Source organism: Mycolicibacter sinensis (assembly GCF_001667945.1).
Lineage (GTDB): Bacteria > Actinomycetota > Actinomycetes > Mycobacteriales > Mycobacteriaceae > Mycobacterium > Mycobacterium sinense_B.
Genome location: NZ_LZJK01000052.1, coordinates 1 through 18,344 on the forward strand (window position 1 = coordinate 1; position 18,344 = coordinate 18,344).

The window sequence follows — 18,344 nt, forward strand, 5'->3', positions numbered from 1 at the left end:
AACCGCAGCGCGAACAACTCCCCGATCGCCACCAGGTGTGCCGCCGCGGCCCGATTCTCCGCCCGCGCCGAGGCAGCGATCCGGTCCACCAATGCCGCCGACTCCGGCGTGGTGGGCGGGTGACGCTGCACAAACCACGCATTGAACTCCGCCACCGACCCCGGTGCCGGCATCCGCGCCACCAACGATTCGAACATGTGTTCGATTATACGCGGACCTACGACACCTCGCCGCCCCCGATCAAGGGGTGACGATGTTGAACCAGAAGGGGAAGGTGTCGAGCAGCCCCATGAACTCATCGAAGGCGCCCCGGTTGCCGTCGATCGTGATCCGCTTCGACGAGATGGCGTCATCCAATGTGATGTTCTTGAGCTCGATGTCATCCAGCGTCGCCTTCGTGAGGGTCAGGCTCGCGTCGGCACCGGGAACCGGCTCGGGCGCGTAGTTCAGCACCGCGTTCTCCACGGTCAGGCCGTATTCGGACTTCAGATCGGTGAATTTCATGTTCAGGGTGATCTTCTTGCCCGCGGCTTTCGGGTCGTTGAGCCGCACCGCGAGGTAGTCGAAGAGCTTCTCCGGGGGCATGGCTCGGATGGTGTCGGGGCTGGCGGTGTCGGTAGCGGCGACATTCGGCACCCCGTTGCGCAATTCGTATGCCCCTTGCAGGTACTCCGAACGCCACGGACCCGACTCGGCCTGATAGCCCAGCTGCTCGTAGCAGTCGGCCAGCAGGTTCTTGCCGTCGACGCTGTCCGGATTGGCGAAGACAACGTGCTTGAGCACCATCGCGGCCCAGCGGTAGTTGCCGGCGTCGAAGTCGCCCTTGGCCTTCCGCAGCACGGCAGGTTCCCCACCCATGTACTCGATGTATTTCGTGGCGGCGTCGGCCGGCGGGAGGTCGTCGAGATCCGATGGATTGCCGTCGTACCAGCCCATGTAGCGCTGGTAGACGGCCCGGGAATTGTGTCGCAGGGTGCCGTAATAGCCACGGTCCGGCCAGAAGTCGTTCAGCTCGGGCGGCAGCGTGATCTCTTCGGCGATCTCGGAGCCGATGTAGCCCTGGTTCATCAATCGCACCGACTGATCGTGGGTGTACTTGTACAGGTCGCGCTGGCGCTTGAAGTAGTCGATGATCTTGGCGTTGCCCCACATCGGCCAGTGGTGGCTTTGGAATTTCACCTCGATCTGGGGGCCGTAGAGCCGGATGGTTTCGTCGATGAACGCCGCCCAGGTGAGCGGGTTGCGCACCTGTGCGCCGCGCAGCGTGAGCAGGTTGTGCATGGTGTTGGTGGTGTTCTCCGCCATCCACATTGCCTTGAACTGTGGGAAGAACGCGTTCATCTCGGTCGGCGCCTCAGTGCCGGGCGTCATCTGGAACACCATCTCGACACCGTCGACGGTCAGCTTCGTCCCGGTTGTGCCGATGATGTCGGTCGGTATGACCAAGGTCGGTTTACCGGTCGAAACCGTCTGCCCCAGACCGGCGTTCACGCTGCCCTGCGGATCGCGCGGCAGCAGCGCGAGCCGTACATGTAGACCGCACGGCGGGACATCGCGTTGCCGGCGAGCACGTTCTCGTCGACGACGTCCTCCACGAAGTTCACCGGCGCGATCACCTTGACCTTGCCGGAGTCGACGTCCTGTTGCGCGATGATGCCGCGTACCCCGCCGTAGTGATCGGTGTGGGAGTGGCTGTGCACGACGGCGACGATCGGCTTCTCCCCCAGATGCTGGTTCACCAAATCCAGCGCGGCCCTAGCGGTCTCGGGCGAGATCAGGGTATCGAACACGATCCACCCGGTGTCGCCCTGAACGAAGGTGATGTTCGACAGGTCGTAGCCGCGCACCTGGTAGATGCGGTCGACGACCTTGAATAGGCCATAGTTCATGCACAGCTGCGCGTTGCGCCACAGGCTCGGGTTGACGGTGTCAGGTGCCGGCAAGGCGTCACCGATGAACGTCTTGTAGCTCTCCAGATCCCAGACGACCTTGCCGTCGGCGTCTTTGATGGTCAGGGTCTCGGGTTTGGCGATGAGGTTGTGTTGGGCGTCCTCGAAGTCGCTGCGATCGTTGAACGGTAGCGCGTCGAGCACCTTGTTGTTGGCGGCCTTGGTGGCGTCGGTGGCCGGCTTGACCTTGTTGTCGGTCTGCACGGAGCCGCCCTCTGCGGGCTTCCCTTCGCACGCCGATGCCAGAGCCGATGCCGCTGTGGCACTGACACCAACAGCAGCAAAACGACCGAGAATCGCACGTCTGGTGAAGTCTGTCATGCGTGCCGATTCTGTCACGCCCCGTTGTTCGGACCCCCCGAATTCGCCCCGGGGATATCGGTGATCGGGAAGTTGGGCATCGGCGGCGGCGACGGCGTGGCGGGCAGCGCCGGGATGTCGCCCGCCGGAATGTCGTGCAGATCGTTTACCGGAGGGCCGTTGTCCCGGCTCCCGTACACGCTGCCCGGCGCACGCGGCCCCAGCAGCTCGCTGACCGTAACCATGTGGTAGCCATTGGCTTTCAGCACCGGCAGGAACTGGTACACCAGATCGACGGTCGACGAGTAGGTGTCGTGGAACAGCACCACCGACCCGGGTTTGATCTGGGTCATCAGCATGTAGCGGGTGGCGGCGGTGTCGGCGTCGTTGATCCAGTCGAACGGGATGACATCCCACAGGATCGCGGCCTGCCCGACTTTGGCGGCCTGCTCATTCACCGCGTCGTCGGTCAGCCCACCCGGCGGGCGCCACAGCGTCGGCGTGGCCCCGGTCGCCGAGGCGATCGCGTCATTGGCCCGGCTGAACTGCGCAGGCACCTCCGCTGCCGGGATCGTGGTCATGTTGGGGTGTTCCCAGGTGTGGCTGCCGATCTCCATCCCAGCCTCGGCAATCCGCTTGGCGCCCGCCGGGTCGGCAGCCACCTTGTTGCCGATCAGGAAGAACGTGGCGCGCGCGTCGGCGTCACGCAGGACCCGCAGCAACCGGTCGGTGTAGGGCGACGGCCCGTCGTCGAAGGTCAGCGCCACGCACTTGACCACAGCGCAGTCCACCGGGCCAGCGGCCGCGTGGTGTGCCGGGGCGGCACAGGCGCCCACCACCGCGATGGGGATCAGACCGGCAAGTATTCGCAGACACTGCACGCGGGCAGCCTACCGGGGGCTCAGCGCAGATCGGGGCCGCTGATCTCCTCGAGCATCTCGGTGACCAGCGCGGCGATCGGCGAACGCTCACTGCGCAGCAACGTGATGTGGGCGAACAACGGGTGGCCCTTGAGCTTCTCGATGACCGCCGCGATGCCGTCGTGCCGGCCGACCCGAAGGTTGTCGCGTTGGGCGACGTCGTGGGTGAGCACCACCCGCGACCCGGTGCCCAGCCGCGACAGCACGGTCAGCAGTACGTTGCGCTCCAGCGACTGGGCCTCGTCGACGATCACGAAGGAGTCGTGGAGCGACCGGCCCCGGATGTGGGTCAGCGGCAGCACTTCGAGCATGCCCCGCGAGAGCACCTCTTCGAGCACCGCCGGGCTGGCCAGGCCTTCCAGGGTGTCGAACACCGCTTGGGCCCACGGCCCCATCTTCTCGTTCTCGCTACCTGGCAGGTAACCGAGTTCCTGGCCGCCGACGGCGTAGAGCGGCCGGAACACCACCACCTTGCGCTGGGTCCGCCGCTCCAAGACCGCCTCCAGGCCGGCGCAGAGCGCCAAGGCGGACTTGCCGGTGCCGGCCTTCCCGCCGAGTGAGACGATGCCCACCGAGTCGTCGAGCAGCAGATCCAGCGCCACCCGCTGCTCGGCGGAGCGACCGCGCAGCCCGAAGGCCTCCCGGTCACCCCGGACCAGCTGCACCCGCTTGGCCGCATTGACCCGGCCCAACGCGTGCGAGCTCCCACCGAGGAGGCGTATCCCGGTGTGGCACGGGAGATCCCGCGCCGCAGCCAAGTCGATCTCGCCCTCGTCGAACAGCACGTCGATGTCGTCGACGGACGCCTCGACCTCGTCCATCCCGGTCCAGCCGGAGACGATGACGTCCTGGGCGTGGTATTCGTCAGCGGCCAGGCCAACTGCGGCGGCCTTGACCCGCAAGGGAATGTCCTTGCTCACCAACGTGACTCGCCGTCCCTCCGCCGCCAGGTTGGCGGCACAGGTCAGGATCCGGGAGTCGTTGCTGTCCGTGCGAAAACCGGTCGGCAGCACCGCGGGGTCGCTGTGGTTGAGCTCGACATGCAGCGTGCCGCCCTGTGTCCCAACGGGAATCGGCTGATCAAGACGGCCATGCTCCAACCGCATGTCGTCGAAGAGGCGCAGCGCCTGGCGGGCGAACCAGCCGAGCTCGTGATGGTGGCGTTTGGCCTCCAGCTCGCTGATCACCACTAGCGGGACGACGACCTCATGCTCGGCGAACCGGGTACAAGCCCACGGGTCCGATAGCAGCACGGAGGTGTCGAGCACATACGTCCGGATATCAGGCACTAAGCGCTCCAGCGGGTGCGGGCCCGCGCGGCCCCGCGCGAGCAATTCGACGGGGCGGTGGCACCAGAACCGGAGCCGGTCCTGTCGTGGTCATGACCGGAGGTGCCGCCTAGACAGCAGAGCGTGTGGCTAGCCATCGCTTGCGACGGTACCCCCGTCGGCGCGAGCCTGCCGGGCAGGCGCGCCGGAGCTCATCAGCCGATGACGAACCGCTTGAGATCGGGGTGCGCGGCCAGGCCCCAGGCGCTGATCCGATCCGAGATCACCCGGCGCAACTGGTCGGGACCGAAGATGCCGGCTTCGGCGATTCCGGCCTGCCGGTCGGCGTAGGCGTCGATGTCAGCGCCGACGACCTTCAGCTCGGCGGCCCGGGCGGCGATGGCGGCCACCGTCTCGTCGTGGGTGTAGTCCAGGCAGTGGCCGACCAGGTTGGCGAAGAACTCCTCGTGGCGTTCCTCGTCGCCGGCGATCCGGCCGATCAGGCCCTTGAGCACCGGCTCGTCGGTGCGGTCGGCCAGGTTACGGCAGAACTCGGCGCACGCGCGTTCGTAGAAGGCCATGAACACCAGCGTCTCGACCTGGCTGTAGCGGTCGGCGCGGTAGCCCTTCTGCACGTGCTCCATGCGGACCCGCTCATTGGCGTCCGGGTCGATCTCCCGGGTCACCACCAGGTATTCCCGCAACGCGATGGCGTGCAGGTGCTCCTCGGCGGTCCATCGGCCGATCCAGCGCCCCCACTTGTCCTCGAGGATGAAGTGCTCGACGAACTCACGGTGGTAGCCGGCCAGGCTGTCCTTCTCGATGAGCAGGATCTCGCAGGCGTCGGTGATCACCTTGGGCAGCGTGACCTGCGACGGGTCCCAGTCCTTGCCGCCGAGGAAGGCGAAGTTCTGGCCCTGCTCGAACGGCACGTAGTCGTGCGCGTACCACGGGTCCACGGTGTCGATGTGCCGGACCATGTTCGCGGCAACCACCGGTTCGAGCTCGCGGATCAGTGCGTTAGCAACGGGACGTTCAGCCATGAAAGTAACTGTAACCCGAATTCACACTATCCTGTCAACTCGGGGTACGGCGTGTTCGCCCGGTCAGGCGAGCTTCCAGTCCTCCAGGCCGTCATAGAGCGGGAAGTCCTGCGCCAGCTTGGCGACCCGGGCCCGCAGCGCCGGCACGTCGGCCGACGAGCCGGCCGACCAGCCGGTGGCGATGACGTCGGCGACCTCGGTGAACTCGGCGTCGCCGAAGCCACGAGCGGCCAACGCCGGAGTGCCGACCCGAAGCCCGGAGGTGACCATCGGCGGCCGCGGGTCGTTGGGGACGGCGTTGCGGTTGACGGTGATGCCGACCTCGTGCAGCAGATCCTCGGCCATCTGCCCGTCCAGCGGCGAGTCCCGCAGGTCCACCAGCACCAGGTGCACGTCGGTGCCGCCGCTGACCACCGACACACCGGCCTTGGCGACGTCAGCGGCCAGCAGGCGCTCGGCGATGATCTTGGCGCCGGAGAGCACCCGCTGCTGACGCTCGGCGAACTCCGGCGTGCCGGCGATCTTCAGCGCGACGGCCTTGGCGGCGATCACGTGCATCAGCGGCCCACCCTGCTGGCCCGGGAAGACCGCCGAGTTGATCTGCTTGGCGAACTCCTTCTTGCCGACGATCAGCCCGGACCGCGGGCCGCCGAGGGTCTTGTGGACGGTGGTGGACACCACCTGCGCGTGTGGCACCGGCGACGGGTGCAGGCCGGCGGCCACCAGCCCGGCGAAGTGCGCCATGTCCACCCACAGCGTCGCGTCCACCTCGTCGGCGATGGACGCAAAGGCTTCAAAGTCAAGGATGCGCGGGTACGCCGACCAGCCGGCGATGATCACCTTCGGCTTGAACTCGAGCGCCTGAGCGCGAACCACGTCCATATCGATGCGGTGGGTGACCGGGTCGACGCCGTAGAAGGCGTTCTCGTAGAGCTTGCCGGAGAAGTTCAGCCGCATCCCGTGGGTCAGGTGCCCCCCGTTGGCCAGGTCCAGGCCGAGCAGCCGGTCGCCGGGCTCCATCAGCGCCTGCAGTACGGCGGCGTTGGCCTGGGCGCCGGAGTGCGGCTGCACATTGGCGAATTCGGCGCCGAACAGTTCCTTGGCGCGGTCGCGGGCGATGTTCTCCACGACGTCGACATGCTCACAGCCGCCGTAGTAGCGCCGGCCGGGCAGGCCCTCGGCGTACTTGTTGGTCAGCACACTGCCGTGGGCCTGCAGCACCGCGCGCGGCACGAAGTTCTCCGACGCGATCATCTCCAGGGTGTCGCGCTGGCGTCCCAGCTCCTTACCGAGCAGCTCGGCGATATCGGGGTCGAGCTCGCGCAACGGGGCCGACAACACAGCGGAGGCGGGGCGGGATTCGGGCATCGCAGTCACGCCGGCCAGTCTATAGAGCCAGCTCGGCCCGCAGCGATGACGGGATCAGCGGCTCGTCGAGCAGCCGACCGAACCGCTCGGTGAGACTCACGCCGGCCGGCCGGGCGTCCAGCCAGGAACGCAGCAGCCGGTAGCCCTCCACGTAGGTCGAGGTGTAGGCCCGCCACAGCGGCGAGGACAGGAACCGCAGCGTCTGGCGGGCCCGGTCCTCCGGAACCAGCAACCACCGGCGCAGGTAATCGGTGACCTCGTCGGTGTCGCGGTGCTCGTCGTGCAGCATCAGCGCTGCATCTTGGCGCACGTCGGCCAGCGCCGCCGCGGCCTCCGAGATCGCCTCGGCTCGTTCGCCGTCGAACCGCAGCCCCAGGTCGGCGTAGATCTCCGCGGCCCAGCCGCCCCAGCCAGGCCCCACCGCGGCGTACAGCGCCAGGTCGGCCAGGCCCTCGGCCATCAGGCACTGCGGGGTGTTGACCAGGAAAATGGTCTGCTCGGCCTGGCCCAGCCGGGCGACCAGCCCGGCCTCCTTGCGGCAGTGCTCGGTGTGGTGGCCCGGGTAGGACTCGTGGGCCACCAGCCTCGGCAGATTCGACATCAGCTGTTTGAGGTCGGCGTTGACCGCCACCGTGGAGCGGTAGTCACCGCGGTAGTAGTTGAACCCTGACCACGGCTTGTCCGTGACGACCTCGTAGGTGATGGTCTCGGTCTCCGGCAGCGGGAACTGCGCGCGCACCCGGTCGCGCAGCGCCGAGGAGAACGCGTGAATGGCCGCCTCGAGCCGCCCCGGCGGAATCTCCTCGGCCCGGCGGTGCGCCGACATCCGGTCGGCCAGCGGGCCGGCGCCACCCAACAGCTCACTGAGTCGGGCATGCGCCTGCCGGTAGCGGTCGGGGTCACCCTTGGTGATCTCGACGTCGAAGTAGTCACGCACCTCGTCGATGAAACCGACCTGTTCCCCGGCGAATTTGCGGCCCACGCACGCCAGCGCCCGCAGGTGCACCCGCAGGTAGTCGGCGCGCGCCGCCTCCAGGCCGGCCGGGAGCGCCGCGAGCAGCTTCTCGGCCTGCCGGGCCAGCAGCGCCGGGTCGGGCATCGGCTCGTCCTCGACCAGTCGTTGCAGCGCCGGATCACCGGTGAAGGCGTCGACATAGCCCCGCTCGATCCGGTCGAAGCGCAGACCGAGCAGCAGGTATTCGCGGATCAATTCGGCGGGCTCCATACCCGATCAGGCTAACCGGCGAGCCTGCTGCAAGACTGTATGGTCATGCGGCGGCTTAGCGAGCCGAGTCCCTATGTGGAGTTCGACCGACGTCAATGGCGGACGCTGCGCATGTCGACGCCGCTTCCGTTGACCGAAGAAGAGGTCGTGGCCTTGCGCGGCCTCGGCGAGCAGGTCGACCTGCTCGAGGTCGAAGAGGTCTATCTGCCGCTGGCACGTCTTCTGCATCTGCAGGTCGCCGCCCGTCAGCGGCTCTTCGCCGCCACCGCGGAGTTCCTCGGCGAGAACGATAAGAACCCGGACCGGCCGGTGCCGTTCATCATCGGCGTGGCCGGCAGTGTGGCCGTCGGCAAGTCGACGACGGCCCGCGTGCTGCAGGCGCTGCTGGCCCGCTGGGACCACCACCCGCGGGTGGATCTGGTCACCACCGACGGGTTCCTCTATCCCAACCAGGAGCTGGAACGCCGGAACCTGATGCACCGCAAAGGGTTTCCGGAGAGCTACAACAGGCGCGCGCTGATGCGCTTTGTCACCTCGGTGAAATCGGGCGCCGACTACGCGTGCGCACCGGTGTACTCCCACCTGAGCTACGACATCGTCCCCGGCGCCAAACAAGTAGTCCGCCACCCCGACATCTTGATCCTCGAGGGCCTCAACGTGCTGCAGACCGGGCCCACGCTGATGGTCTCGGACCTGTTCGACTTTTCGCTCTACGTCGACGCCCGGGTGGAAGACATCGAGCATTGGTACATCTCGCGGTTCCTGGCGATGCGCTCCACCTCGTTCGCCAATCCGGAGTCGCACTTCCACCACTACGCAGCGCTCAACGATCAGCAGGCGGTGACGGCTGCGCGCGACATCTGGCGCTCCATCAACCGGCCGAATCTGGTCGAGAACATCCTGCCCACCCGGCCGCGGGCCACCCTGGTGCTGCGCAAGGACGCCGACCACTCCATCAACCGGCTGCGGCTGCGCAAGCTCTAACTCGCGGCGATCTAGGGCTGCGTTGCGGTCCCCGGCTGCGGCTGGGGTCCCGGCGGTTCCGGTGCCGGCGCGGGCGGCGGTGGCTCGGGAGCCGGCGGTGGCGGCGGGAACTCAGGCGGCGGCGGGAAGCCGGGCGGCGGCGGGAACTCAGGCGGCGGCGGGAAGCCGGGCGGCGGCGGGAAGCCGGGCGGCGGCGGTTCGGGGGCACCCGGCGGCGGCGTCACCGGCGTCGGGGTCGCGGCAGCGGCCAAGGTCTCCGGGCACATCTCGTTCTGCGCGGCGTCGACCACGACTTTGGGAATGCCGTCAGCGATCTTCTTGTCGAACCGGTCCCGGGCGGGACGGCCGCGGCGCAAGTTCTGGCAGATGATCTCGCCGAACGTCACCGCGCCGGACGGCGTGCTGAGCCCCGGACTGTTCTGGTACTTGAAGCCGTGCGACTCCAGGTAACCGAGGTAGCCCTTCTCGTCGGCCTGTGCCGGCGCGGCGGCGAAAATCAGCGTTCCGGGAATCAGCGTCATCGCCGCCAGCCGCCACATCATGGGAGAGAACTGTAGACGGTGACGGCCGGGGCGACACGCTCCCGGGCCCCAAGTCAGCGCAGGCGGCGCAGCCCGCGGTACTGCGCGACGGCGAAGGACGCGGTGTAGGCGGCGCTGGCCAGCATTGCTGCGACGCCGACCCCGGTCAACGGCAGCACGCCAGCCTCGAGCACCGCGACGGCGGCCACCGTGCACGCCAGGTTGGCGGCGATCACGCCGATACCGGCCCGGCGCACCTCCGGCAGCGCGGCCAGGACGTAGACCACCGCGCCGTAGAGCACACAGAAGGCGGCCAGCGCGTATTCGTGGGCCGGGGTCAGCCCGGTCAGCGCCGCCATCGGGCGGGCGGCGAACAGACCCGCCAGGCCGATGACTCCGGTCACGGCGGCGTCGGCTCGCAGGGCAAAGCGCAGCAGAGAGTCGGTCGAGTCGGACAAGACCCGGGTGGTGATGGCGGTCATGGGGAACTCCCTTCGGGGGTCGACGAGGACGGCTAGGTACACCCCCGACGTTGCTCGCCGGCCACTGCCACATCGACCCGCGACACTGCCAAGCACTGCCAACCGCAGGTCAGCGGCCCGACGACACCGTGACCCGGCCGCGCAAGTCGGCGGCGATCACCCGGGCGGCAGCGTTCTGCCAGTTGTGCAGCGAGCGCTGCGGCACCTCGGTGACCAACCACTGCCAGGCTTGGCGGGCGGTCGGATCCAACCCGGCCGCGGTGGCGTTCTGCGCATAGGCGCGCACCCCGACCACATACGGGAAATACAGGGCGTTGTAGTGGCGCCACTGTTCGGTGGTGCCGAACTCGCCGCAGTCGCGCGGTTTGAGCGCCGCGATGCGGTCGGCCAGCAGCGCCTTGAGCTCGTTGGCGCGTTCCAGCGGCGCGTCCGGGACACCGCGGGCGGCCAACCGCTCGTCGATGGCCGGCAGCGCGGTCAGTGGGCTGGCGACGAGCTTCGACAGGTCCCCGTAGTGGGCCAACGCCCGCCGGGTCAGCCGGACAAAGGTCTCCTCGTCGACGTCGTCGAGCGGGCCGGTCGAGCGCAGCGCCAGCGCGGCCTCGGTGTCGCGCAAGGCGGCGCGGTCGGCGCGCAATGCCGGGGACCGCCAGAACGCCAGCCGGTCCCAGAACCCGGCCAGCCGGTCGACGAACACCTGGACTTCGATGCCGACCGCGATCGTGGTGAACAGCAGCACCGTCAGCGCGGTCTGCGCGGCGGGTTCGCCTCGGGTCATCGCCAACCCGATCAGCACCTGCCCACCGAGCAGCGCCGCCATCGCGACCGCGGCCAGAAATGAGCGCAGCATGTCCAGCCGCAGGGCCTGGCCTTCGTCGAAGGCATCCCACAGCGCGACCGCCAGCCCCAGCAGCAGCACGTCGAAGCCGGTGCCGGCCAGCGCGATCCCGCTGGGCACCACGCCGAGCGGAATGATCAGGATCGCGTTGGCCAGGGCGAAGAACAACGTCGCAACGATCACCACGCCGAGCACCGAGCCGGGCTGGGCGGGCCGGATGAGGGCCTTGACCATCGCCCCCAGCGTGGACACCGAAACCACGGCGAACAGCAGCCAGTGCCCGGGGCGCAACGGGCCGTCGACGGTGCCGGCCCACGCCGCCCCGGCCAGGGCCGCGGCGGCGACCCCACCGATGAGCAGGGTGTCGCGACGGCGGTGAGACCAGCGGTCGCACGGCCGGCTCAGCTCCAGCAGCACCGCGAACCAGGCCACCCCCGGCACCACGGCCAGATAGATCTCCAGCCGGCCGAGCAGCACCGGCTGCCACACCGCGCGCACGGCGTCGGCGGCGACCACCGCCGCGAAACCGCACAGCCCGGCGGCAGCCAGCACCAGTACCGGCTTGCGCGGGTCGCGGGCCAGCAGGTACATCCCGAGCCACCAGCTCAGGGTGAAAACCAGCGCCGAGAGCACCACCACGGCCGCGCTACCTCCCGAATCGCCGGTGCCGCACGGTGTAGTCGCGCAGCGCCCGCAGGAAGTCGACCCGACGGAAAGCCGGCCAATGCGCCTCGGTGAACCACATCTCCGAGTAGGCGCTCTGCCACAGCAGGAATCCCGACAGCCGCTGTTCCCCGGAGGTGCGGATCACCAGGTCCGGGTCCGGCTGGCCCGAGGTGTAGAGATTCTCCGAGATGCCGTCGGCGGTGACCGCCTCGACGAGCTCCTCGGCGGTGGCACCGTTGGCCAATTCCTTGCTGAGCAGGCCGCGCACGGCGTCGACGATCTCCTGGCGCCCGCCGTAGCCGACGGCGACGTTGACATGGAGGGTGGAGTAGCCACCGTCCTTGTTCGTGGAGTCCACGGCCTCCCGTAGCCGGCGGGCCGGCTCCTCGCCCAACAGCTCCAGGTCCCCGACGGTGCGCACGCTCCACCGGTTGGCGGGCGCACAGATCTCCTCCACCACGTCGGTGATGATCTCGATCAGCGCGGCGAGCTCTGCGGGGTCGCGCTGCAGGTTCTCGGTGGACAGCAGGTAGACGGTGGCCATCTCGATGCCGGCGTCGGCACACCAGCGCAGCATCTCGGCGATCTTGGCCGCACCCATCCGGTAGCCGTAGCTGACGTCGTCGTAGCCGGCATCGCGCGCCCAGCGCCGGTTGCCGTCGCAGAGCACGGCGATATGCCGCGGCAACGCCGGCCGGGAGGCCGCGAGCCCCTGCCGGAGGCGCATTTCATAGAGCCGGTACAGCGGCTCTTTCAGGCGCGCCGGGATGATCGCCACAAAAACCCAGACTACTGTGATCGGCAGAAGTTGCCGCGAATCGCATCCGCCGAATCCCCTGGAGGAAAGGTTCATGAGCACGCACGCCGACACCATCGCCGAACCGAACCCGAGTGAGCTGCCCACAGACGTCCTTGCGGCACACACCAAGCCGCGAGCACGCGGATGGATTCACCTGGTGGCGGCCATCGTGGCGGTCATCGCCGGGGCCACCCTGATCGGGGTGACCTGGCCGCTGGCCGGCGCCGAGGCAGGTCTGGCGACGTTGGCCTACACCATCTCGGTGGTCGGCATGTTCGCCGTCAGCGCCACCTATCACCGGGTGACCTGGAAATCGGTCGCCACCCGGGTCAGGATGAAGCGGCTCGACCACGCGATGATCTTCATCTTCATCGCCGGCACCTACACCCCGTTCGCGCTGCTGGCGATGGACCACGACGCCCAGGAGCGGCTGGTGATGACCATCGTGTGGGGCGGCGCGCTGGCCGGGGTGGTGCTGAAGCTGTGCTGGCCGACCGCCCCGAAGTGGGTCGGTGTACCGCTGTATCTGCTGCTGGGCTGGGTGTCAGCGTTTTTCATCGCGACGATCATGCACAACGCCGGGGTGGCGGCGATGGTGCTGCTGACCGTCGGCGGCATGCTCTACAGCATCGGGGCGATCATGTACGCCCTGAAGTGGCCGGACCCGTGGCCGCAGACCTTCGGTTACCACGAGTTCTTCCACGCCTGCACCGCGGTGGCGGCGATCTGCCAGTACATCGCGATCTGGTTCGCCGCGCTGTCGTGAGCGCGGCTTACAGCTGGGTGATGTTCTCCGCCGACCAGTAGGCCTTCATCCCGGCGATCTTGCCGTCACCGTCGAACACCATCACGTCGATCGGCTCGATGCGCATCCGGTGATCGCCGTTGGTAATGGTCAGCGCGAAGTGGAACGCCGCCTCGTTGCCGGCCACGCGCAGCGTGACCAGCTCGGACTTGCGGTCCAGGCCGGTGATGGCCGAGTAGAAGTTGCGGATGGCCTGATGCCCGATGTGCACCTCGCCACCGACCGGGTCCTCCAGGGTGGCGTCGGCCGCGTACAGCCCGACCAGATCGTCAGCGTCACCGCTGCCGACCAACTCGATGTAGCGGTGGACGGTCTCGGTGATGGCCTGTGCCTTGTCGGGTGCGCTCGTCATGTGCCGCACGTTACACCCGGCGCTGGCCCGCCGGGCACCTCGAGGGCCACGGCCAGCTCCGCGGCGCTGCCCACCGGCAGGTCACAGACCGGGCCGCGGCAGACGTAGGCGGCATCGGCGCCGTCGACCCGGTCTCGCCCGATCAGAAGCTCCGACGAGCCGGGCGCACCGCCGACCACGATCGTGCCGCCGGGCGCCAGGCGGCGCGCCTCGGCCAGCAGCGCCGAGTCGGTGCTCTGGCAGGCCACGGCGATCTGCAGCGGGCCACGGATGTAGGCCTCGGCGACGGCCAGCCAATGCCCGACCGAGCGCGGCGCGCGGGCCAGCAGCGCACTGTGCGCCGCCAGCGCGTCGGCGGCGGCCTGCCGATAACGCTCGCTGCGGTCGGCCTCGACCAGGTGCGCCGCGGTCAGCAGCGCCTCGGTGATCAGCGCCGCCCCCGACGGGGTGGCCCCGTCCAGCGGGTCGCCGGGACGCAGCACCAGCACTTCGGCGTCGTCGGCGCTGTCGAACCAGCGCCCGGGCTGCGCCGGGTCGGTGAAGTGGGCCAGCGCGGTGTCCAGCAGACCCGCGGCGGTATCCCGCCACCTCGGGTCGCCGTCCAGCTGATAGATGCTGAGCAGTCCGGTGGCCAGCGCGCCGTAGTCCTCCAGGATGCCTGCGCTGTCCCCGGCCCGGCCGCCCAGACTGGCTCGCCGCAGCCGCCCGTCCACCAGGTGCACGTCGAGCAACGCTGCCGCGCAGTCTTGAGCCGCGGAGATCAGACCCGAATCACCCAGTGCCACAGCGGCTTCGGTCAGAGCTGTGATCGCCATACCGTTCCAGGCGGTGACCACCTTGTCATCACGTGCGGGTTGGGCGCGGGACCGCCGGGCGACCAGCAACCGCTGCCGCACCCGCTCCAGCCGCCCCGGATCGTCGGGATCGACCGGAAGTTGCAGCACCGACGTGCCGGATTCAAATGTGCCGCTCGCCGTCACCCCGAAAACGTCTGCCGCCCAACGTCCGTCGTCATCGCCGAGCACCTCGGTCAGCTGCTGGCGCGTCCAGACATACGTCGAGCCCTCTCGGCCGTCAGCGTCGGCATCCAGCGACGAGACGAACATGGCGCCCGCGGAAAGTTCCTCGAGCAAAAACCGGGCGGTCTGCTCGGCGACCCTGCGGGCCAGCGGGTCGCCGGTGCGCCGCGCCCAGTGCGCATAGGCCCGCAACAGCAACGCATTGTCGTACAGCATCTTCTCGAAATGCGGGACCACCCAAGCGTTGTCGACGCTGTAGCGGGCAAAGCCGCCGGCGAGCTGGTCGTAGATCCCACCGCGCGCCATCGCCGCGCCGACGCGCGCCACCGCCTCCAGCGCCGGGCGGCCCGCGGTCCGTTCGTAGTGGCGCAGCAGGGTTTCCATCATCGCCGACGGCGGGAACTTCGGTGCGCCGCCGAAACCTCCGTGGGCGGTGTCCTCGTCACGCAGCACCGCCGCCACGGCGCCGTCGCAGAGCATGGCGTCGATGGGCGGTCCGTCTCCGGGCAACCGGGCAGCCATCGAGCGCAGTTCACCGGCGATGCGGTCCGAGGCGTCCTCGACTTCGTCACGGCGCTGGCGCCAGGTCTCCGAGATCGCCGAAAGCAGGTTCAAGAACGTGTCTTTCGGGTAGTAGGTGCCGCAATAGAACGGCCGGCCGTCCGGAGTCAGGAAACACGTCATCGGCCAGCCGCCCCGCCCGGTGAGCGCCATGGTGGCGTTCATGTAGATCGCGTCGATGTCCGGGCGCTCCTCCCGGTCGACTTTGATGCACACAAAGCCCTCGTTCATCACCGCGGCGACGTCTGCGTCCTCGAAGGACCCGTGCGCCATCACGTGACACCAGTGGCAGGCTGCGTAGCCGACCGACAGCAGGATCGGTACGTCGCGTTCGGCGGCTTCGGCCAACGCCTCGGGGGTCCACTCCTGCCAGTGCACCGGGTTGTCGGCGTGTTGGCGCAGATACGGGCTGGCGGACGTTGCGAGACGATTGGCCATGAACGAACCCTGTCTAACCCGCCGAGTCCGGTCCCGGGTCCAGCGTGCCTTCGTCGGCGGCCTGATCGGCGGCCGGATCCTCCCGGTCGAAGGATTCCGGCACCTTCTTCAGCTGCCGGTTCATCGACCACACCAGGAAGAACGTGCCGAGCAGCAGTAGCACGATGACCAGCAGCCCGACCGGGCTCGCCTTGCCGAAGTCCGGCCCGGTGTCGCGGGGCACGTCGTCGGCCAAGACCCAAAGTGCGGTGAGCACAACATGATTCATGACTCATCCTCGATCCCGGCGAACAGGTCGGTCTCCGGCAGCGTCACCGGCACCCGAGACCGGGCCAGCTCGAACTCCTCGGTCGGCCACAGGCGTTGCTGCCACTCGATCGGAGCCGCGAAGAAATCGCCGTTCGGGTCGATCTGAGTGGCGTGCGCGCGCAGGGCATCGTCGCGCTGGCTGAAGTACTCGGCGCACTGGATCCGGCTGGTCACCCGCTCGGCGAACACGTCGTGATCGGGCCGCCAGTGCTCCAGCCACTTCGCGAACGGACCGACCTCGCCGTGCTTGGCGAACTCGTCCTGCAGCAACTGCATCCGCTGACGCAGGAATCCGTGGTTGTAGTACAGCTTCGAGACCGTCCAGGGGGCGCCGGCCTGCGGGTAGCGGCGGTAGTCCCCGGCAGCCTCGAATGCGGCCACCGAGACCTGGTGGCAGCGGATGTGGTCGGGGTGCGGGTAGCCGCCGTTCTCGTCGTAGGTGGTCATCACATGCGGACGGAAGTCCCGAACGATTTCCACGAGCCGCTCGGTCGACACCTCCAGGGGCACCAGGGCGAAGCAGTCCTCGGGCAGCGGCGGCAACGGGTCACCCTTGGGCAGGCCGGAGTCGATGAAACCCAGCCAGTGATGCTCGACGCCGAGGATCTCGGCGGCCTTGGCCATCTCGTCGCGGCGAATCTCGGCGATGTGGCCGTGGACCTCGGGCAGATCCATGGCGGGGTTGAGGATGTCGCCGCGTTCACCGCCGGTCAGTGTCACCACCATGACCCGGTGGCCGGCGGCGGCGTAGCGGGCCAACGTCGCCGCGCCCTTGCTGGACTCGTCGTCGGGGTGCGCGTGCACCGCCATCAACCGCAGTCCGCTCATGTGCAAAGTCCCCTATAGTTCCTGTTGGTTTCCGGCCCCCATCGTTCCACCATCTGCGGCGGGCGCGGTAACCGATCCCGACTCACGACCATGGAACACACCGCGACGATGACCGACTCCGAGCCGGCCCGCTACCCGAGCACCCGCGGCCGCGCCCTGCCCCGGCGCCTGCTGGCGATCATGCTGGGTGCACTGGCTGTCGCGACGGCCGCTGGCGTCGCCGTGCTGGGCTATCAGCGGTTGACCACCGCCGACGTGAAGGGCGAGCTGTACGGGTATGAGGTGATCGACGACCAGACGGTGTCGGTAAAGATCAGCGTGACCCGATCCGATCCGTCCCAGCCGGCGGTGTGCATCGTGCGGGTGCGAGCCGGCGACGGCAGCGAGGCGGGCCGCCGTGAAGTGCTGATTCCGCCGTCGCAGTCGGCGACCGTCCAGGTGACGACGATCGTCAAATCCTCCCAGCCGCCGGTGATGGGCGACATCTACGGCTGCGGCACCGACGTGCCCGGTTACCTGAAGTCACCGTGACTTCGCGGTGGTACCCTCGACGGATACACGGTTCCAGCTGGGACCGTGTATTGCTGCATTAGAACGACGTCGACCCCGCTGGCTGGATCGCCGGGTCCGACGACACGAGGAGCACACTGAGATGACGGACACCCAGGTGACCTGGTTGACGCAGGAGTCGCACGACCGGCTCAAGGCCGAGCTCGACCAGCTGATCGCGAACCGTCCGGTGATCGCTGCGGAGATCAACGACCGCCGCGAAGAGGGCGACCTGCGGGAGAACGGCGGCTACCACGCCGCCCGCGAGGAGCAGGGTCAGCAAGAAGCCCGCATCCGCCAGCTGCAGGAGCTGCTCAACAACGCCAAGGTCGGCGAGGCGCCCACCCAGTCCGGGGTGGCGCTGCCCGGATCGGTGGTCAAGGTCTACTACGACGGCGACAAGTCCGACACCGAGACCTTCCTGATCGCCACCCGCCAGGAGGGCGTCAATGACGACAAGCTTGAGGTGTACTCACCGAACTCACCGCTTGGTCACGCGCTGCTCGGCGCCAAGGAGGGCGAAGAGCGCAGCTACACCGTGCCCAGCGGCAAGACCGTCACGGTGACCCTGATCAGCGCGGAGCCCTACCACTCCTGAGCCGGGCGCTCAGCCCAGCGCCTGCTTGAGATCATCGAGCAGGTCGTCGATGTCCTCGATGCCCACCGACAGGCGCACCAGGTCGTCGGGAACCTCCAGTTGCGAGCCGGCCGTCGACGCATGCGTCATCGCGCCGGGGTGCTCGATCAGTGATTCCACCCCGCCCAGGGACTCGGCCAGGATGAAGATCTCGGTTGCGGCGCAGAGCTTCTCGGCGGCGGCCCGCCCGCCGCGCATCCGCACCGAGACCATGCCGCCGAACCCGCGCATCTGGCGTGCGGCCACGTCGTGGCCGGGGTGGCCGGGCAGGCCCGGGTAGAGCACACGCTCCACCGCCGGGTGCCCGGTGAGGAACTCCGCCACCGCGGTCGCATTCTCGCTGTGCCGCTGCATCCGCAGCACCAGCGTCTTGAGGCCCCGCAGGGTCAGGTAGGCGTCGAAGGGGCCGGGCACCGCGCCGGCGCCGTTCTGCAGGAACGCGAAGGCGGCGTCGAGTTCCTCGTCGTCGGTGATCAGCGCGCC

20 protein-coding genes and 1 pseudogene are annotated in these 18,344 nt (G+C 68.5%); 4 read left to right on the top strand and 17 right to left on the bottom strand.

The window, feature by feature from the left end; genetic code table 11:
* The 8 genes and pseudogenes from A5694_RS06495 to A5694_RS06525 form a co-directional block, all read right to left on the bottom strand.
* Positions 1 to 197: pseudogene (locus A5694_RS06495) on the bottom strand (hypothetical protein); the annotation flags it as partial.
* 43 nt (positions 198 to 240) lie between these two features.
* Positions 241 to 1,491: an alkyl/aryl-sulfatase gene (locus tag A5694_RS06500; protein ID WP_234786536.1), complete on the bottom strand. Its 1,251-nt coding sequence runs from the start codon at positions 1,489 to 1,491 to the stop codon at positions 241 to 243.
* Positions 1,488 to 2,153, bottom strand: a complete 666-nt coding sequence (locus tag A5694_RS24505; RefSeq protein WP_234786535.1) for an MBL fold metallo-hydrolase — start codon at positions 2,151 to 2,153, stop codon at positions 1,488 to 1,490. The genes A5694_RS06500 and A5694_RS24505 overlap by 4 nt, the downstream gene beginning before the upstream one ends.
* A 131-nt stretch (positions 2,154 to 2,284) precedes the next feature.
* Entirely contained in the window at positions 2,285 to 3,094 is an 810-nt protein-coding gene (locus A5694_RS06505; RefSeq protein ID WP_234786538.1) for a polysaccharide deacetylase family protein, read from the bottom strand.
* Positions 3,095 to 3,150: 56 nt separating this feature from the next.
* Positions 3,151 to 4,458: a PhoH family protein gene (locus A5694_RS06510; RefSeq protein ID WP_064921022.1), complete on the bottom strand. Its 1,308-nt coding sequence runs from the start codon at positions 4,456 to 4,458 to the stop codon at positions 3,151 to 3,153.
* A gap of 194 nt (positions 4,459 to 4,652) precedes the next feature.
* The gene (locus tag A5694_RS06515) at positions 4,653 to 5,480 is read right to left on the bottom strand and encodes an acyl-ACP desaturase (protein WP_064921023.1); all 828 of its coding nucleotides are present in this window, start codon (positions 5,478 to 5,480) and stop codon (positions 4,653 to 4,655) included.
* Positions 5,481 to 5,543: 63 nt separating this feature from the next.
* The gene (gene glyA, locus A5694_RS06520; RefSeq protein ID WP_064921035.1) at positions 5,544 to 6,818 is read right to left on the bottom strand and encodes a serine hydroxymethyltransferase; all 1,275 of its coding nucleotides are present in this window, start codon (positions 6,816 to 6,818) and stop codon (positions 5,544 to 5,546) included.
* Positions 6,819 to 6,867: 49 nt separating this feature from the next.
* Complete coding sequence (locus A5694_RS06525; RefSeq protein WP_064921024.1) at positions 6,868 to 8,073, bottom strand: hypothetical protein; 1,206 nt, start codon at positions 8,071 to 8,073, stop codon at positions 6,868 to 6,870.
* A gap of 45 nt (positions 8,074 to 8,118) precedes the next feature.
* On the opposite strand from A5694_RS06525, the gene coaA reads away from it, so the two are divergent.
* The gene (coaA, locus tag A5694_RS06530) at positions 8,119 to 9,057 is read left to right on the top strand and encodes a type I pantothenate kinase (RefSeq protein ID WP_064921034.1); all 939 of its coding nucleotides are present in this window, start codon (positions 8,119 to 8,121) and stop codon (positions 9,055 to 9,057) included.
* Between the two features lie 11 nt (positions 9,058 to 9,068).
* Here the strand turns inward: coaA and A5694_RS06535 are convergent, their stop codons facing one another.
* From A5694_RS06535 to A5694_RS06550, 4 genes are all read right to left on the bottom strand, one after another.
* Complete coding sequence (locus A5694_RS06535) at positions 9,069 to 9,599, bottom strand: DUF732 domain-containing protein (protein WP_064921025.1); 531 nt, start codon at positions 9,597 to 9,599, stop codon at positions 9,069 to 9,071.
* 53 nt (positions 9,600 to 9,652) lie between these two features.
* The gene (locus A5694_RS06540; protein WP_064921026.1) at positions 9,653 to 10,060 is read right to left on the bottom strand and encodes a hypothetical protein; all 408 of its coding nucleotides are present in this window, start codon (positions 10,058 to 10,060) and stop codon (positions 9,653 to 9,655) included.
* Positions 10,061 to 10,169: 109 nt separating this feature from the next.
* Positions 10,170 to 11,537, bottom strand: a complete 1,368-nt coding sequence (locus A5694_RS06545; RefSeq protein WP_109535617.1) for a hypothetical protein — start codon at positions 11,535 to 11,537, stop codon at positions 10,170 to 10,172.
* Between the two features lie 7 nt (positions 11,538 to 11,544).
* A complete protein-coding gene (locus A5694_RS06550; RefSeq protein ID WP_064921027.1) occupies positions 11,545 to 12,342 on the bottom strand; it encodes a (2Z,6E)-farnesyl diphosphate synthase in 798 nt (265 codons plus the stop codon).
* A gap of 73 nt (positions 12,343 to 12,415) precedes the next feature.
* On the opposite strand from A5694_RS06550, the gene trhA reads away from it, so the two are divergent.
* Complete coding sequence (trhA, locus tag A5694_RS06555) at positions 12,416 to 13,129, top strand: PAQR family membrane homeostasis protein TrhA (protein WP_064921028.1); 714 nt, start codon at positions 12,416 to 12,418, stop codon at positions 13,127 to 13,129.
* Between the two features lie 7 nt (positions 13,130 to 13,136).
* Here trhA and A5694_RS06560 read toward each other — a convergent pair whose 3' ends face one another.
* From A5694_RS06560 to mca, 4 genes are read right to left on the bottom strand one after another with little or no spacing between them, the layout of a single operon-like run.
* The gene (locus tag A5694_RS06560) at positions 13,137 to 13,520 is read right to left on the bottom strand and encodes a nuclear transport factor 2 family protein (RefSeq protein WP_064921029.1); all 384 of its coding nucleotides are present in this window, start codon (positions 13,518 to 13,520) and stop codon (positions 13,137 to 13,139) included.
* Positions 13,517 to 15,538 carry a thioredoxin domain-containing protein gene (locus tag A5694_RS06565; RefSeq protein WP_064921030.1) on the bottom strand — a complete coding sequence of 674 codons (2,022 nt, stop codon included), beginning with the start codon at positions 15,536 to 15,538 and terminating at the stop codon, positions 13,517 to 13,519. Before A5694_RS06565 ends, A5694_RS06560 begins: the two co-directional genes overlap by 4 nt.
* A 13-nt stretch (positions 15,539 to 15,551) precedes the next feature.
* Positions 15,552 to 15,806 (bottom strand): hypothetical protein, encoded by a 255-nt coding sequence (locus tag A5694_RS06570; RefSeq protein WP_064921031.1) that lies wholly within the window; start codon positions 15,804 to 15,806, stop codon positions 15,552 to 15,554.
* Positions 15,803 to 16,675, bottom strand: coding sequence for a mycothiol conjugate amidase Mca (gene mca / locus A5694_RS06575; RefSeq protein WP_064921032.1), 873 nt, complete (start codon positions 16,673 to 16,675; stop codon positions 15,803 to 15,805). Before mca ends, A5694_RS06570 begins: the two co-directional genes overlap by 4 nt.
* Before the next feature lie 108 nt (positions 16,676 to 16,783).
* Here mca and A5694_RS06580 point away from each other — a divergent pair, with 108 nt between their 5' ends.
* Both A5694_RS06580 and greA read left to right on the top strand, forming a co-directional pair.
* The gene (locus tag A5694_RS06580) at positions 16,784 to 17,206 is read left to right on the top strand and encodes a DUF4307 domain-containing protein (protein WP_064921037.1); all 423 of its coding nucleotides are present in this window, start codon (positions 16,784 to 16,786) and stop codon (positions 17,204 to 17,206) included.
* 121 nt (positions 17,207 to 17,327) lie between these two features.
* The gene (gene greA / locus A5694_RS06585) at positions 17,328 to 17,822 is read left to right on the top strand and encodes a transcription elongation factor GreA (RefSeq protein ID WP_064921033.1); all 495 of its coding nucleotides are present in this window, start codon (positions 17,328 to 17,330) and stop codon (positions 17,820 to 17,822) included.
* 9 nt (positions 17,823 to 17,831) lie between these two features.
* Here the strand turns inward: greA and A5694_RS06590 are convergent.
* On the bottom strand, positions 17,832 to 18,344 hold a 513-nt coding region (locus A5694_RS06590; RefSeq protein WP_207515937.1), incomplete at its 5' end, for a PLP-dependent transferase.